We start from the raw sequence: 13,599 nt of genomic DNA on the forward strand, positions 1-13,599 counted from the left end.
GAGGTGAGGCGTCGAGGTGAGGGTGCCTCAGGCGTAGGTGTCGACCTCGTCGGGCGTCGCGCGGCGCACGACGACGCGCGTCCACGCCCCGACGTACAGGCGGTCGTCGTCGCCGAGCTCGGTCTTGGGGCCGACCGGGATCGCGTGGTCGGGCAGCGGCCCCGAGGCCGGCCCGACGTACGTGCCGTTCGAGCTGCCGAGGTCCTCGACGAACCAGCGCGTGCCGTCGGTGGTCAGCTGCGCGTGGCGGCGGCTGACGCCCGGGTCGGACGACAGGTCGATCTCGGGGTGGGTGTTGCGGCTCGTGGACACCCGGCCGAGCAGGACGCTCTTGTGCCGCAGGGGCATGATGACCGGCAGGCCCGGTGACGGGCAGGGGTCCTCGGCCTCCTGGGTCTGGTACCAGTCGGGGTCGACCCACACCTCGGCGAGCCACTCGAACGGCTCGGCCCCGGTGCCTGCGGTGCCGCCCGCGCCCGTCGCGCCCGTAGATGCTCCCGTCGCTTCGCCGGCGGTCTGGCCGGCGACCGAGGCCGCGGAGGCCGACGCGTCGCCGCCACCGGCGTCGCGCGGCATCGCGCCGGTCGTGAAGTCGTAGCCGCACGCCTCGCAGAAGAGCGCGCCGTCGGCGTTCTCGGTGCCGCAGTTCGGGCACGCGAGGGCGGTGGGGGCGGCCGGCTCGGCGGGCGCCGCCGGCGCCGCCTCCTCGGTCGCGCCCGGCGCGTCGAGATCGAGCGAGGATCGGCCCCCGGCCGCCGGGGCAGCGGTCGAACCGCCGTGCGACGCAGCCGAACCCGCACCCGACGCAGCGGCGCCGGCCGAACCGGCAGCAGCGGCAGGTGCGGCCGACGCGGCCGGCTGGGCCGACGCGTCGATCGGCGACCCGCACGTGTCGCAGTAGTCGTCGGCCTCGGACGTGTGACCGTTGGGGCAGACCGCGCTCATCGGCGCACCCGGCTCGTCTTCGTCGAGGCGGTGTCGAGCGACATCTCGTCGATCTTGCTCGCGCCCTTCTTGAGGCGGACGGTGCCGGTGTCGGCGTCGTCGATCTCGACGACCTTGCGCAGCCGCGAGGTCATCTCGTCGTTGCCGGTGAGGCCGGCCAGCTGCACGGCGCGGCCGAGCTTGGAGGTGGCGACATCGTCCTGGCCGGCGGCCTTGGCGGCGAGGCCCTCCTGGATGACCGTCGCGAGCTCGGCCTGACCGGTGTAGGCAGCGACAGCGGGGTCGATGCGGGTGGTCAGCGAGTCGTCGTTGCTCCACTTGGCCTTGACGAGGCCCTGTGCGAGCGGGTCGGACCCGAGCGAGATCTGCACGCGCGCGGCGAGCTGCTCCTGACCGAGCGTGCGCGCCGGGAGCCGGACGGCGACGTGGTAGTCGCGGCTCTCGTCGCTCCACGCGCCGGTGGGGTAGGCGTTGGTCAGCGGGTTGATCGCCTGGCGCCGCGGCGTGAGGTCCTCGAGCGTGGGGGACACCTGCTTGACGAAGAGCAGCTCGGCGCCCTGCGGCACCCACACCCGCAGCTCGGCGTTGGCGACGCCGCGCGACATCGAGGCACGCATCATGGCCTCGAACTCGGCGGCCATCTCCTCGGGCGCCGGGATGAGGTCGACGGTGCCGAGCAGGGCCGAGGCGATGCCGCGGACCTCGTCGACGCGCCACTGGTCGCCGACGCCGCGGCAGTCGCACTGGAAGGCGCCGAGGCAGCCGCGGACCGCCGCCTGCAGCGAGGCCGGGGTCTCACCCTCGTTGACGCCGTCGGTGAGCAGGATCGCGTGGCGCTTCGTCACGTGCGGGACGGTCTCGAAGATCTGCCGGGCGAGGGTCAGCCACGTGCCCATGGCCGTGCCGCCGTTGGCGCGCAGGCCGTCGATGGCCCGCCCCGCCTCGGCGCGCGTCTGCGCCGACATCGGCACGAGCGCGCCCTGGTGGCTGTACGGGTAGACGATCTGGGCCGTGCCGTTGCCGGCGACGACGGAGAACAGCGTGCCGTCGACGATCTCGGCGAGGGCGGCCTTGGCGGCCTCGCCGGCCGCCGAGACGCCGCGCCGGCCCATCGAGCCCGACGTGTCGATGAGGATGACCTCCGCCGCCGATCCCGGGTCGGCGAGCCCGGCGGAGGCCCCGGCCGACGCACCCGTCGACGTGATGCGCACGATCGCGTGCACATCGGTGCCGCCGTCGGGCAGGAACTCGTTCTGGAACACCTCTGCGGTGAAGTCAGCCATCGATCGGGTCCCCTTCCTCGGGCGCGCCGGTCGCCGCGCCGTCGTTCGCTGTCGATCCTTGCCCAGCCAGTCTGGCGAGGGCAACCGTGATGTTGTCGCGTCCGCCCTGCTCGTTCGCGAAGTCGACGAGGGCACGCGAGAGGTCGGCCGGCGCGTCACCGACGCGGGCCAGGCTCTCGCGCAGCAGGGCACGCAGGCCCTCGGCCTCGGAGCAGTAGTTCCACAGGCCGTCGGAACAGACGAGCAACCAGCCCGGGGTGGCCGTCAGCGTCGTCAGGTGCGGCGTGAGGTCGTCCGGGGCGTCGCGGCCGAGCCAGCGGGTGATGGAGTGGGCATGCGGGCCGGTCTCGGCCTCCGCGCGCGGCACGCCGGCGGCCATCTGCTCCTGGGCGAAGGAGTCGTCCTGGCCGAGCTGTCGGGCCGGCTCGGCGTCGACGTCGGGCAGCCAGTAGGCCCGGCTGTCGCCGACGTTGCCGGCCACGACGACGCCGTCCTCGACGACGGCTGCGACGAAGGTGCACGACGGCGGGTTCGGCACGTCGTCGACGACGGCCTCCGTGACCGCCTCGTTGGCTCGGGTCACCGCGGCCGTGAGGGCCCGGGCCGCGGTCGCCGCCCACGCCTCGGGGGTGCCGGCCCCGCGCGGGAACGGCTGGTCGAGCACGGCCCGGGCGGCCTGGGCCGCGGCGAGCGAGGCGATGTGCGAGTCGGTGGCCATCGAGACGCCGTCGCACACGACGATCACGGCGCGGGATCCGGGGACCTCGTCGGCGCTCAGCGACATGGCGTCCTCGTTGCGCGCGTGGCGCCGGCCGATGTCGCACAGGCCGGCCACCCACGTGGCGGGCGCCTCGGCGAAGTGGTCGCGGGGGTTGGGCGGCGGGGACCCGCAGCGGTCGCACCAGCCGTCGACGATGCGCCCCTGGTGGCAGGTCGGGCACGTGTCGTCGGGCTCGGCGGCCGGCCCACCCACGGCGGCGGAGGGCACCGCGCCGGTCCACCCGACGTCGAGCGGCGACTCCTCGCCGGCCGGGGCGGTCTGCGGTGTGGCCGAGACCGCGACCGCGGGCTCGGGCGCGCTGGCCTGCGGCAGCCCGCTGCCGAGGACCGACGCGGCCAGCTCGGTGCCGCACGCCTCGCAGAAGGTCGCGTCGCTGGGGTTGGCCGTGCCGCACGCGGGGCAGTACCGCTCGCCGGTCGGAGGCGCGGCACCATCCGAGGCGCCGACGCCTGCGGCGGAGGGTCCCGCCTCGGGGGCGGCAGGGGCGGGGACGCCGGGCGCACTCGGCGCGGTCGGGGGCAGGTCGGTCACCAGAGGCTCCAGGGTCGGATCGTGTTCGCCTCGTCGACGAGTGGGACGCGCTCGGCGAGGTCGGGGGTGCGACGCGCCAGCTCGCGCAGCGACTCCTCGAGCCCGAGCCGCAGCCCCGTCGGTGTGGTCTTGTGCTCGCCGAGGAGCAGGTCGGCCTTGGTGCCGGTCTTCTCGACCTTGGCGAGCGCCTCACGGTAGATGAGCGTCGTCAGCTCGGCCTTGCGCCGCGCCGACAGCGAGGTGTCCTCGAGGGTGCGCAGCGCCTCGGCGAGGTCGGGCAGGCCGCGGTTGGCCCGCGCGAGCAGCTCGGCCAGGCCGGCACGGGCGGTGCGGAAGGCGCTCGACTGCGGCGGCACGAGCCGGTACGCGCCGACGGCGCCGTCGACGTCGCGTCGCTGGGCGCGGATGCGGGCCAGGCCGAAGGCCGCCATCGGCACGTACGTCGAGTCGGTGCGGGCGCACGCGGTGTAGAGGTTCTCGGCGACGGCGTCGTCGCCGGCCTGCTCGGACGCCTGGGCGAGCGCGAGCTTGGGCGCGAGCTCACCCGGCACCTGGCCGTACACGGCGTTGAACGCGGCCTGCGCCGCGCGGGAGTCGCCGCGCTCGAGGGCGGCCAGGCCCTGGATCCACACGGCGCGCCACTCCCACGGGTCGGCGGCGAGCAGCTCGGTGGCCGTGGACTCGGCGACGTCACGCTTGCCGGCGTCGAGCGCGGTGCGGGCGATGTCGAGCAGCACCTCGGTGGTGCGGGCGGCCGCGCGCTCGAGGACGGTGAGCCGTTCGGCGGGCGATCCGGTGACGGTGCTGAGCCAGCCGGTCTGTGGGTCGTGCGGGTCGCGGCGCAGCGCCGGCAGGTTGCGCCAGTCGTCGGGCTCGGTGCCCGGCGTCGGCACGTCGAAGAGCAGCGAGCTGACGGTCGTCGACGCGGCGCCGGCACCCTGGTCGAGGGCGACGACCTCGCGCAGCACACCGACCATCTGCGAGCGCATCTCGTCGGCCGACACGAACCGGTCGTCGCGGTTGGGCGCACAGGCCTTGGCGACGAGCCGGTAGAACGCGTCGTACCTCTGGAAGACCGGCACCGAGTCCTGCGGCGGCAGGGTGTTGAGGAAGGTGGTCTGGTAGCCGCGGAACTCCATCGTCAGCACGACGAGCGTGCGCCCGATCGTGTAGATGTCGCTCGCCACCGAGACGCCGAGATCGGCCACCTCGGGCGCCTGGTAGCCGACGGTGCCGAAGATCGCGGAGTCCTCGTCGTCGGCCCGACGCACGCCGCCGAGGTCGATGAGCTTGACCTCGTCGCCGACCTGGATGATGTTGTCGGGCTTGAAGTCGCAGAAGACGAGCCCGAGGTCGTGCAGGTACTGGAACGCCGGCAGGATCTCGAGCAGGTAGGCGAGCGCCTGGTCGACGGGCAGCGGGTCGTACCGGCCCGCTGCCTGCAGCCGCTGCTTGAGGATCGACTTGAGCGAGGTGCCGCCGACGTACTCCATGACGATGTAGCCGGCGTCGTCGTGGGTGACGAAGTTGTAGATCTCGACGATGCTCGGGTGCGAGACCTGGGCGAGGAAGCGCTGCTCGGCGATGGCCGCGGCGAGGGCGTCGGGGTCGGCCGAGTTGAGCAGGCCCTTGAGCACGACCCAGCGGTCGGAGACGTTCTTGTCGCGGGCGAGGTAGATCCAGCCGAGGCCGCCGTGGGCCAGGCAGCCGGCGACCTCGTACTGGCCGGCGACGAGGTCGCCCGCCTTGAGCTTGGGGTCGAAGGAGAACGGCTGCCGGCACTTGGCGCAGAAGCCGGTGGTGCGCCCGGGCTTGCCGTCGCGGCTGCGCCCGACGGGCTCGCCGCACTTGGGGCAGAACCGCTTGTTCTCGGGGACGGTGGGGTCGGTGAGCAGCGCCTTGGACGCGTCGATCGTCGGCGCCGGGCGCACCGTCGTGATGCCGCCTCCGAGGCGGGCCGAGCGCAGGCGCTGCGAGCCGCTCGTGCGCCGTGTCGCGATGCTGCCGCCCTGCCGGGCTCGCTTGGAGCCCAGGGCCGTCGAGGCGAGGTTGCTCGAGGCCGCCGACCGCGTCGACAGCTCCGGGCCGGCCGGGGTCTCGTCGCCCCCGGTGGGCGCCGTCGCCGAGCTGCCCGTGCCGGTGGGGCCGCCGGTGCGCCCGCTGCCGCCGACCGGTGCGAGCGAGGCGACCTCCTCCTGCGCGGCAGGGGTGCCGCAGACGTCGCAGTAGCCGGCGTCGATCGTGCCGGAGCATCCCGGCTGGCGGCACGGCGTGCCGTCGGGGACGGTTCCACCCGACACGCCGCCCGACGCACCGGCCGACATGCCACCAGACGCGGGCCCCGACGCGGACGCCGAGGAGGTGGAGGGGGCGCTGACCGGCAGCGACGTGCCGGCGGCCATGCCGCACACGTCGCAGTAGCCGTCGACGATCTGCCCGGAGCACCCGGGCTGCATGCACTTCATGGACGCTGCCTCTGCGGTCTGGGGGTGGGACGGGGACGCGTCGCGGCGTCGACGTAGGCCTGGTAGGCCGCGGCGAGGGCCCGGGCGCGGGCCACCGGCAGCGGTGTCGTCGCGAGCACGGCGTCGAGACGCGCGCGCAGGTCGGCGACGTCGACGGCGACCTCGGGGTCGAGTGGCACCGACGCGGCCATGGCGCCGACGGCACCGGCGAGGCCGACGACCTCGTCGCGCTCGGCCAGGCCCGCGGCGTACGTCTCGTGCGCGAGGTCGAGGGCCCGGCCGACCCGGTCGAGCTTGTCGCGGAAGGCGGCCAGCTCGGCGGCGCCCTGCGGCACCGGCCCCAGGGCGCGGACGTTCGGGATGGCCAGGTGCGGCGCCGGGCTGATGGCGGCGAGGCAGGCCCGCTCGAGGGCCCGGATGGCCTCGGCGCGGGCGTCGAGCTCCTCGACCTGCTGCTGGGTGCGGATCCGGCTCTTGGCGGCCGAGGCCCGCTCGGCGGCGGCGACGATGAGGTCGCGCTCGAGCACGGCGATGTCGATCTCGAGCGGCGCGATGAGCCCACCAGTGTCGGCGCCGCGCCGGGCCCGCTCGACGACGTCCTCCATGCGGCGGTCGAGCCGCGCGAGCTTCGCGCCCGCCTCGTCTCGTTCGGCGCCGGCCGGCACGAGCGGGACCTGGTCGCGGACCCGCTCGAGGCCCGCCCGGGCCACGGTGATGCGCTGGCTCGCCTCGGCGGCGCCGGGCGCGAGCGAGGCCCGCGCCTGCAGCGTCCGCGTCAGGGAGTCGAGCAGGCGGCACGCCTCGGGCAGGCTCACCGCGAGCGACCCGCTCGAGGGCAGCGACAGCTGCTCGGAGGTGTTCGAGTCGAGGCGCCCGTGGATGAGCGTCGAGAGCCGCTCGGCCTCCGCCGGCCCGACGCGTCCGCCGTCGAAGGTCGTCTCGAGCAGGACGAGACGGTCGCTGACGGCCTTCCAGAACGTCAGGGCGACGGTGAGGTCGGTGGTGATCGACGCCTGCTCGGCGGGCGTCAGCCGCAGGACGGCACGGTCGACCTCGCCGAGGTCGGCACGCCGCTGGGCGACCCAGTCGCGCAGCGCGAAGAGGTAGGTCTGGGCCTCGGCCGCCTGTACGGGCACGCCGAGGCGGCCCGGGGCGGTGGGGGCGACGGCGCCGACCCCGGGGTCGGGGCCCGGGGCGGGCACGGGCGCGGGGACGGCCGTCATGCGCGTCCGTACACCGGGGTCGGGGGCTTGGGGGCCGGGCCGAGCGGGCCCCGCAGCCAGCGGTCGTACATCGAGGTCCACTCGCCGCTCGCCTCGAGGTCGGCGATGACGCGGTTGACGTACCGGGCGAGGTAGACGTCGGCCTTGTTCATGCCGAGGCCGTACGGCTCGACGGTGATGGCCGGGGCCTTGGTGACGACGGTGTTCGGGTCCTGCGCGGCGAGGCCGGCCAGGACGGTGTCGTCGCCGGTGATGGCGTCGGCCTTGCCCTGCTGGAAGAGCACGAGGCAGGCCGTGTGCGTCGGGGCCGTGACGACGACCGGGCCCTGCACCTGCTGCAGCTTGGTCAGCGAGGTGGTGCCGGTGGGGGCGCAGACCCGCTTGCCCTTGAGGTCCTGCAGCGACAGCGTCGCGGCGTTCGGCAGGTTGCGGCCGACGAGGACCTTCTGGCCGGAGCGGTAGTACTCGGCCGAGAAGCCGATCTTCTGCCAGCGGTCGCACGTCATCGACATGTTGCGGGCCACGAGGTCGAGCTCGCCGGCCTCGAGCAGCGGCAGGCGGTCGGCGGCCGTGATGACGCGCAGCTGCACCTTGTTCGGGTCGCCGAAGAGCGCCTTGGCCATCGCGCGGGCCATGTCGATGTCGAAGCCCTGCAGCTTGCCGCTCGCGGGGTCGTTGGCGCCGAAGAGGTAGGTGTCGGCCGAGACGCCGACCCGCAGGAAGCCGCGGGTGAGGATGTCGCGCATCCTCGCGTCGGTGATCTCGGCCCGGCTCGGCAGGCTCGGCAGCGGGCTGTAGGACTGGGTCGCGTTGTCGCACGCCTGCGGCGTGACCGCGGGGGCGGACGAGCTCTTCGCGGGGGTCTTGACCGGCACGGGCGTCGCCTCGTACGTGACGCTCGAGCAGGCGCCGAGCGCCCCGAGCGTCGCGACGGCGACGGCCGTCGTCAGGGCGCGGGTGATGCCGCGTCTGGTGCCGCGCCTGGTGCCGCGCCTGGTGCCGTGGCGCCTTGTGGCGTTCATCGGTACTCCTCGATCCGCTGGCCGAAGCCGCGCACGACGAGCCACGCGGCGATGAGTGCGGCGATGGCGAGGGCGGCGGCGTAGTAGGGGGCCGAGCCGCCCAGCGCGGCCAGGTCGTTGCCGGCGCTCTTGCTCGCCGCGTCGCGCTGCTTGGTCGCGGCGGTGTCGAAGTCGGCGAAGGCCGTTGCGGCCCCGTCGGCGCCGGTGCTCGTCGACAGCGCCACGGCCTGGTCCCACTGGCCGTTGTCGTCGAGTGACCGGACCTTGGTGTGGACCTCGCGGTAGGCGTTCCAGTCGGACAGGAGCGTCGCGCCGTTCGTGACGTCCTGGAGCGCGGTGCGCACGGCGGTGTCGTCGGTCTTCCACTTCTTCTCGTACGCCGCCCCGGAGCCGCGCTTGATGAGCGTCAGGCTCTCGTTGGCGCGGGCGTCGTTGGCCGCGGTCGTGACGCCGGCGAGCTGCACGGCGGTCTTGAAGTTGCCCTGCTGGACGTTGCGCGTCGCGTTGCCGATGCCGCCGATCGTCGAGGCGGCGACGAACAGGCCGACGACGAGGATGACGATGGCGGCCGACAGCGACGGGTTGAGGTAGCGGTGGGTGCGCTTGGCGAGCCAGACGGCGATGAGGACGAGGGCGATGAGCGACACGAGCCCGACGAGCAGCTGCAGGCTCGAGTTGCTGCGGTCGAACTCGGCGGAGGCCCGCTGCTCGTTGGCCGAGACGACCGCCTCGATGATCGGGATGGCGTCGGAGCGCAGGCCGTCGCTGGCCTGGGTCAGGTACGTCGCGCCGATCGGCAGGTTGAGGCGGTTGTTGGCGCGGGCCTGCTCGACGAGCCCCACGTACGTCTGGACCTGCTGCGACAGGGCTCCGAGCGCCACGCCGTCGGCCGGCTGGGCGGCCGCGGCCTCGGACAGGGACTTGGCGACCGCGCCCATCGCCTCCTCGTACCGGGCCCGCGAGTCGGCCGACTCGACGCCGCCGACGAGGAACGCGTTGGTCGCGAGAGCATCGGCGCGCAGCAGGTCGACGTGGATCGACTGCGCACGGACCACCTGGGCGGTGTTGTTCGCGGCGCGCTCGACGGCCGCCTGCGAGGCGAGCAGGGCGTTGGCGCTGATGGCCCCGAGCAGCAGCGCCGCGATGACGCCGATGAGACCGTAGAGCCGCATCCGGCCGGGGGTGCCGTGCAGCAGCCGGTCCGCGACGCCGCGCGCCCCGGGCAGACTGCCGGCGATGGTGCGAGCGGGACCCCCGGCGGTTCCCGGGGTGCTGCCTCGGCCCGCGGGCGCGCCGGCCGGCACGGCGACGGGGATGTTCGTCCTCGGGGCGCTCATGCGGTGTCCTCGCTCGGGTCCGGGCTCTGGGGGGTCTGGTGGTCGTCGTGCTCGTGCGGGTCCTGCGGGTCCTGCGGGTCCTGGTCCGAGACTGCCTCGCCGGCCGGGTCGGTTCCATCAGGGTCTGCCCTGAGCGGTTCCGGATCCGACGCGTCCGGTGCCGGGGTGACGTGGTCGTCGGCGCCACCGGTGGCGTCGGGGTCGTCCGGTCGGTCGGGCTCGTCGGGCTGGTCGGTGAAGTCGTCTGCAGTGAGTAGACGCAGCTCGTCGCGCGTCGGCTCCTTCGCGTCGCGCAGCCGCCACGCGTGGCGGGCGACCGCGGCCTCGAAGAGGTTGCGCGAGAAGCGTCCGTTGCCGAAGGCCGACGAGCGCACCGTCGCCAGCAGGATGGCCCGGACGGTGTCGCGGGCCTCGGGCACCAGCTCGTAGTCGCTGCCCTCGGCGATGGAGTCGAGGATGCGCATCAGCTCGTCGTCGGAGTAGTCGTCGAACTCGATCGTCGTGGTGAACCGGCTCGCGAGTCCCGGGTTCTGGGAGATGAAGGCGACCATCGGGTCGGGGTAGCCCGCGACGATGACGACGAGGCGCTCGCGGCGGTCCTCCATCTCCTTGACGAGGGTGTTGACGGCCTCCTGCGCGTACTGGTCGCCGGTGAGGGAGTAGGCCTCGTCGACGAAGAGCACCCCGCCGTCGGCCTTCTCGCACACCTCGGCGGTCTTGATCGCGGTCTGCCCGACGTAGCCGGCGACGAGCTCGCTGCGGTCGACCTCGACGAGCTGTCCTTCGGGCAGCAGCGCCAGGGCACGGTAGATGCCCCCGATGAGGCGCGCGACGGTGGTCTTGCCGGTGCCGGGGTTGCCGACGAAGACGAGGTGCCGGCTCATCCGGGGCGCCTTGAGACCGGCCTCGGTGCGCAGCTTCTCGACGCTGAGCAGCGCGACCTGGCGGTGCACCTCGCGCTTGACGCGGTCGAGGCCGATCATGTCGTCGAGCTCGGCGAGCAGCTCCTCGACCGTCTTCTCCGGCTCGGCGGGCGGCTGCTTCTGCTGCGGCTCGGCGGCGGCCGCGCCCGCGACGGCCTGGCCGGCCGGTGCGAGGGTGGCCGGGTCGCCCGGTGCGCCAGCGGGACCCGTGAGGCCCGTGTCGCCCAGGGGCCCGGGGATCGACGGACGCAGCACGTCGGGCGACGCGGCGCCGAGCCCCGGGATGCCGGCCGGCCACGCAGCAGGCGCCTGCGGCACCGGCACCGACGCGCCCCGTGCGGCCGCGAGGTAGACGCCCGAGGCCGCCGACGCGTTGGCGATGACCCAGATCGGGGCGGTGCCGAGCATGACGGCGGCCGAGGCCACCTCGGTCAGCGCCTCGGCGTACTCGTCGGCGAGGGAGTGCCGCGCCGCGACGAGCGCCTCGAGCAGGTCGGTCGGGGCAGCCCGCCACCGGCGCCCACGCGAGGCGGCGTCGAAGAAGGCGGCGTTGATGCTCGCGAGGTCGGTCAGGCCGGGCTGGGCCACCTCGGCCCAGCCGTGCGCGGCCTCGGGCACCGCCTCGGCGAGGGCGGCGGCGACGCGCAGCCCCTCGTCGCGCGCGTCGGCCGGGTCGAGGCCGGCCTCGGCGGCGACGTCGGTCAGCTGCGCGAGGGCCTCGGCGAGGCGCGAGTCGTTGCCGTCGGTGCGGCGGTCGCGGGGGTCACGGGGTGCATCAGGCATGCGTCACTCCGGCGGGGCCAGGGGAGAGGGAGACGAGGGCGACGAGGGCGAGGGCGGGGCCGTGGGTGCCGAAGGCGGCGGGGACGCAACGGGGGAGACCCTGCCCGGGGCCGGGTCGGGTGCGCCGAGGCCGAGCGAGCCGCCCGTCGAGGCCCGCCCGAACTTCTCCTCGAGGAACTGCCCGTGCACGATGATCGCCTCGGCGTCGGCCCGGTTCACGGCGTCGGCGACCTTGTCCATCGTCGTGCCGAGCAGGTCGAGCTGGTCGACGAGCAGCATGACCGAGCTCTTGCCGCCGGCGATCGGCCGTGTGTCGGCCCAGTCGCGCGGCAGGCGCAGGTAGTTGCCGATGGCCACGGGCAGGTAGTCGGTGGCCGTGGCCATGACGCTGAACCCTTGGGCGCTGCCGAGGCCGAGCTGGTCGAGGCGGGGGAGCGTCTCGCGCACGACACGCGTCACGCGGAGCAGCCGTGAGAGCACGACGCCGGGCACGCGTCCGGCCCGCGCCTGAGCCTCGACGGTGTCGAGCGCGCCGAGCAGCTGGTCGGTGGTCGGGGGACCCGGACGCACCGGTTCGGGCGCCTCGGGCCGCTCCAACCCGAACCACGACCGGATACCCACTGCGAGACCCCTCTTCATCGTCCCCGTCTTCGACGGGGGCCAGTGTCGGGGGCCGGCCCGCTCGTCCTACGCGCCCGGCCCCGCTCGTCCTGCCCTGCCCCACCCGCGCGTCGGTGCGCGGGTGGCGGCCTGTCTTCCTCAGCGCTCCCTCAGCGCTCCCTCGGCGTCCCCTAGGCGTCCCGGCGGGTCGGCCGCGCGTCGATGCTCATCGGCTGCTGCTCATCGCGTCGGGCCGCTGAGGTCGAAGACGCCGGGGGCCGCGTTGGTGGACTGGCGAGCGTCGTGCGAGGCGACACGCTCGAGGTAGCTGCGAGACTTGGCGACCTCGGTCTCGAGGGTGCCGATCGTCGCGGCCATGTTGTCGAGCGCGCGGACCTTGAACTGGTCGATGGTGTCCATCGTCTCGTAGATGTTGGCGAAGGCCTTCTGGAGCGACTCGATCGACAGGGTCGAGCTGGCGGCCTGCTCCTGGATGCGCGCGGAGTTCTGCTTGAGCGCCTCGGACGTGCGCTCGATGATCCCCGACGTCGTCGTGTTGAGCGCCGTGATCTGGTCGAGGACGAGCTGCTGGTTGTTGAGGGCCTGGGCCACGATGACGGCCGTGCGCAGCGCCGACACCGTCGTGGTGGTGGCGCGGTCGACGCCCTTGATGAGCTCGATGTTGTTCTTGATGATGATGTCGATGGCCAGGTAGTTCTGGATCGACACGGCGAGCTGGGTCAGCAGGTCCTGGTGCTTCTGGCGCACGTAGAACAGGACGTCCTCGCGCAGGGCCTTGGCCTTCTCGGGGTCGGTGGCCTCGAGGGTCGCCACCTGCGCGGCGAGCCTGGCGTCGAGCCGCTCGGCGACGTAGACGTACTGGTTGAGCCGGCCCATCGACTCCCAGAGGTTCTTCTTCTCCAGGTTGAGGGCGACGTTGTCCTTGGTCAGCTCGTCCTGGCCGGACTGGAGCGAGTGCAGGATGCCGTTGAGGTGGCTCTGGGCCGACTGGTACTTGCGGAAGTAGTCGGTGACGCGGTCGCCGAACGGGATCATGCCGAGGAACTTCTTGGCGCCCTGGGCCTGGCCCGGGTCGAGGTCCTCGACGGTGCGGCGCAGGTCGAGGAGCGTCGTGCCGACCTTGGAGTTGCCCGACAGGCCGCCCTCGTTGAGCGCCTTGACGGGCATCTGGAGCATCCGGTTGCTGCTCTCGGCGGCGAAGCGGATCTCGTCGGTGCCCATGCTGCGCACGTCGGCGGCCTTGGTCTCCCACTCGGGGGACTTCACGGTCGTGCGCATCAGGCCGTCGAGGTAGGTGTCGACCTTGGAGTCGAGGCCGGGCAGGGCCGCCTCGGGCACGGCCGGGGCCATCCTCGGGGCCGTGGTCTCGGCGACGGGCTGGGTCGGGGCCGGCGCGGTGAGGACGAACGCCTCGCTCGGCGGCGGTGCCAGGGGCGTGACCTGCTGGGCCTGCGCCTGCTGGGCGGAAGCGGCCTGGGCGGCTGGCTGGTCGGTCATCGTCGAACGGGTCCCTTCCCCTCGGTGCCGGACGCGTCGGCGACGCGTCCGAAGTCCCTCGCCCACGGGCCGGCGCCCGGCCTGGAGCCGGAGGCGTCGCCCCGTCTCGGGCGTACGGCCACTCTACGTGCCGCGCGCCTGCGACGGGCAGACGTTTCCGGGGGTTCCCCGCCCGTCGCACCGGGCCT

General features: G+C 74.0%; 10 protein-coding genes. All 10 read right to left on the reverse strand.

What is annotated here, in order from left to right:
- Positions 1-27 precede the first annotated feature (27 nt).
- The 10 genes from RY076_RS10650 to RY076_RS10695 all read right to left on the reverse strand — a co-directional run bounded on the left by RY076_RS10650 (position 28) and on the right by RY076_RS10695 (position 13,411).
- The gene (locus RY076_RS10650) at positions 28-945 is read right to left on the reverse strand and encodes an FHA domain-containing protein (RefSeq protein ID WP_323097641.1); all 918 of its coding nucleotides are present in this window, start codon (positions 943-945) and stop codon (positions 28-30) included.
- The gene (locus RY076_RS10655; RefSeq protein ID WP_323097643.1) at positions 942-2,228 is read right to left on the reverse strand and encodes a VWA domain-containing protein; all 1,287 of its coding nucleotides are present in this window, start codon (positions 2,226-2,228) and stop codon (positions 942-944) included. Before RY076_RS10655 ends, RY076_RS10650 begins: the two co-directional genes overlap by 4 nt.
- Positions 2,221-3,540: a PP2C family serine/threonine-protein phosphatase gene (locus tag RY076_RS10660; protein ID WP_323097644.1), complete on the reverse strand. Its 1,320-nt coding sequence runs from the start codon at positions 3,538-3,540 to the stop codon at positions 2,221-2,223. The genes RY076_RS10655 and RY076_RS10660 overlap by 8 nt, the downstream gene beginning before the upstream one ends.
- Positions 3,537-6,005, reverse strand: a complete 2,469-nt coding sequence (locus RY076_RS10665; RefSeq protein ID WP_323097645.1) for a serine/threonine-protein kinase — start codon at positions 6,003-6,005, stop codon at positions 3,537-3,539. The genes RY076_RS10660 and RY076_RS10665 overlap by 4 nt, the downstream gene beginning before the upstream one ends.
- A complete protein-coding gene (locus RY076_RS10670) occupies positions 6,002-7,228 on the reverse strand; it encodes a hypothetical protein (protein ID WP_323097646.1) in 1,227 nt (408 codons plus the stop codon). Before RY076_RS10670 ends, RY076_RS10665 begins: the two co-directional genes overlap by 4 nt.
- Entirely contained in the window at positions 7,225-8,250 is a 1,026-nt protein-coding gene (locus RY076_RS10675; RefSeq protein ID WP_323097647.1) for a glutamate ABC transporter substrate-binding protein, read from the reverse strand. Before RY076_RS10675 ends, RY076_RS10670 begins: the two co-directional genes overlap by 4 nt.
- Positions 8,247-9,587, reverse strand: coding sequence for a hypothetical protein (locus RY076_RS10680; protein WP_323097648.1), 1,341 nt, complete (start codon positions 9,585-9,587; stop codon positions 8,247-8,249). The genes RY076_RS10675 and RY076_RS10680 overlap by 4 nt, the downstream gene beginning before the upstream one ends.
- Complete coding sequence (locus RY076_RS10685) at positions 9,584-11,293, reverse strand: AAA family ATPase (protein ID WP_323097649.1); 1,710 nt, start codon at positions 11,291-11,293, stop codon at positions 9,584-9,586. Before RY076_RS10685 ends, RY076_RS10680 begins: the two co-directional genes overlap by 4 nt.
- A gap of 3 nt (positions 11,294-11,296) precedes the next feature.
- Positions 11,297-11,914 carry a hypothetical protein gene (locus RY076_RS10690; protein ID WP_323097650.1) on the reverse strand — a complete coding sequence of 206 codons (618 nt, stop codon included), beginning with the start codon at positions 11,912-11,914 and terminating at the stop codon, positions 11,297-11,299.
- A 219-nt stretch (positions 11,915-12,133) separates the two neighbouring features.
- A complete protein-coding gene (locus tag RY076_RS10695) occupies positions 12,134-13,411 on the reverse strand; it encodes a toxic anion resistance protein (RefSeq protein WP_323097652.1) in 1,278 nt (425 codons plus the stop codon).
- Positions 13,412-13,599 lie beyond the last annotated feature (188 nt).

The organism is Intrasporangium zincisolvens, assembly GCF_034724055.1.
Classification (GTDB): Bacteria; Actinomycetota; Actinomycetes; order Actinomycetales; family Dermatophilaceae; genus Monashia; species Monashia zincisolvens.

Coding starts and splice junctions, on each gene's coding strand:
- RY076_RS10650 (WP_323097641.1), bottom strand. CDS start 945: ATGAGCGCGGTCTGCCCCAACGGTCACACGTCCGAGGCCGACGACTAC.
- RY076_RS10670 (WP_323097646.1), bottom strand. CDS start 7,228: ATGACGGCCGTCCCCGCGCCCGTGCCCGCCCCGGGCCCCGACCCCGGG.
- RY076_RS10675 (WP_323097647.1), bottom strand. CDS start 8,250: ATGAACGCCACAAGGCGCCACGGCACCAGGCGCGGCACCAGGCGCGGC.
- RY076_RS10680 (WP_323097648.1), bottom strand. CDS start 9,587: ATGAGCGCCCCGAGGACGAACATCCCCGTCGCCGTGCCGGCCGGCGCG.
- RY076_RS10695 (WP_323097652.1), bottom strand. CDS start 13,411: ATGACCGACCAGCCAGCCGCCCAGGCCGCTTCCGCCCAGCAGGCGCAG.
- RY076_RS10685 (WP_323097649.1), bottom strand. CDS start 11,293: ATGCCTGATGCACCCCGTGACCCCCGCGACCGCCGCACCGACGGCAAC.
- RY076_RS10665 (WP_323097645.1), bottom strand. CDS start 6,005: ATGAAGTGCATGCAGCCCGGGTGCTCCGGGCAGATCGTCGACGGCTAC.
- RY076_RS10655 (WP_323097643.1), bottom strand. CDS start 2,228: ATGGCTGACTTCACCGCAGAGGTGTTCCAGAACGAGTTCCTGCCCGAC.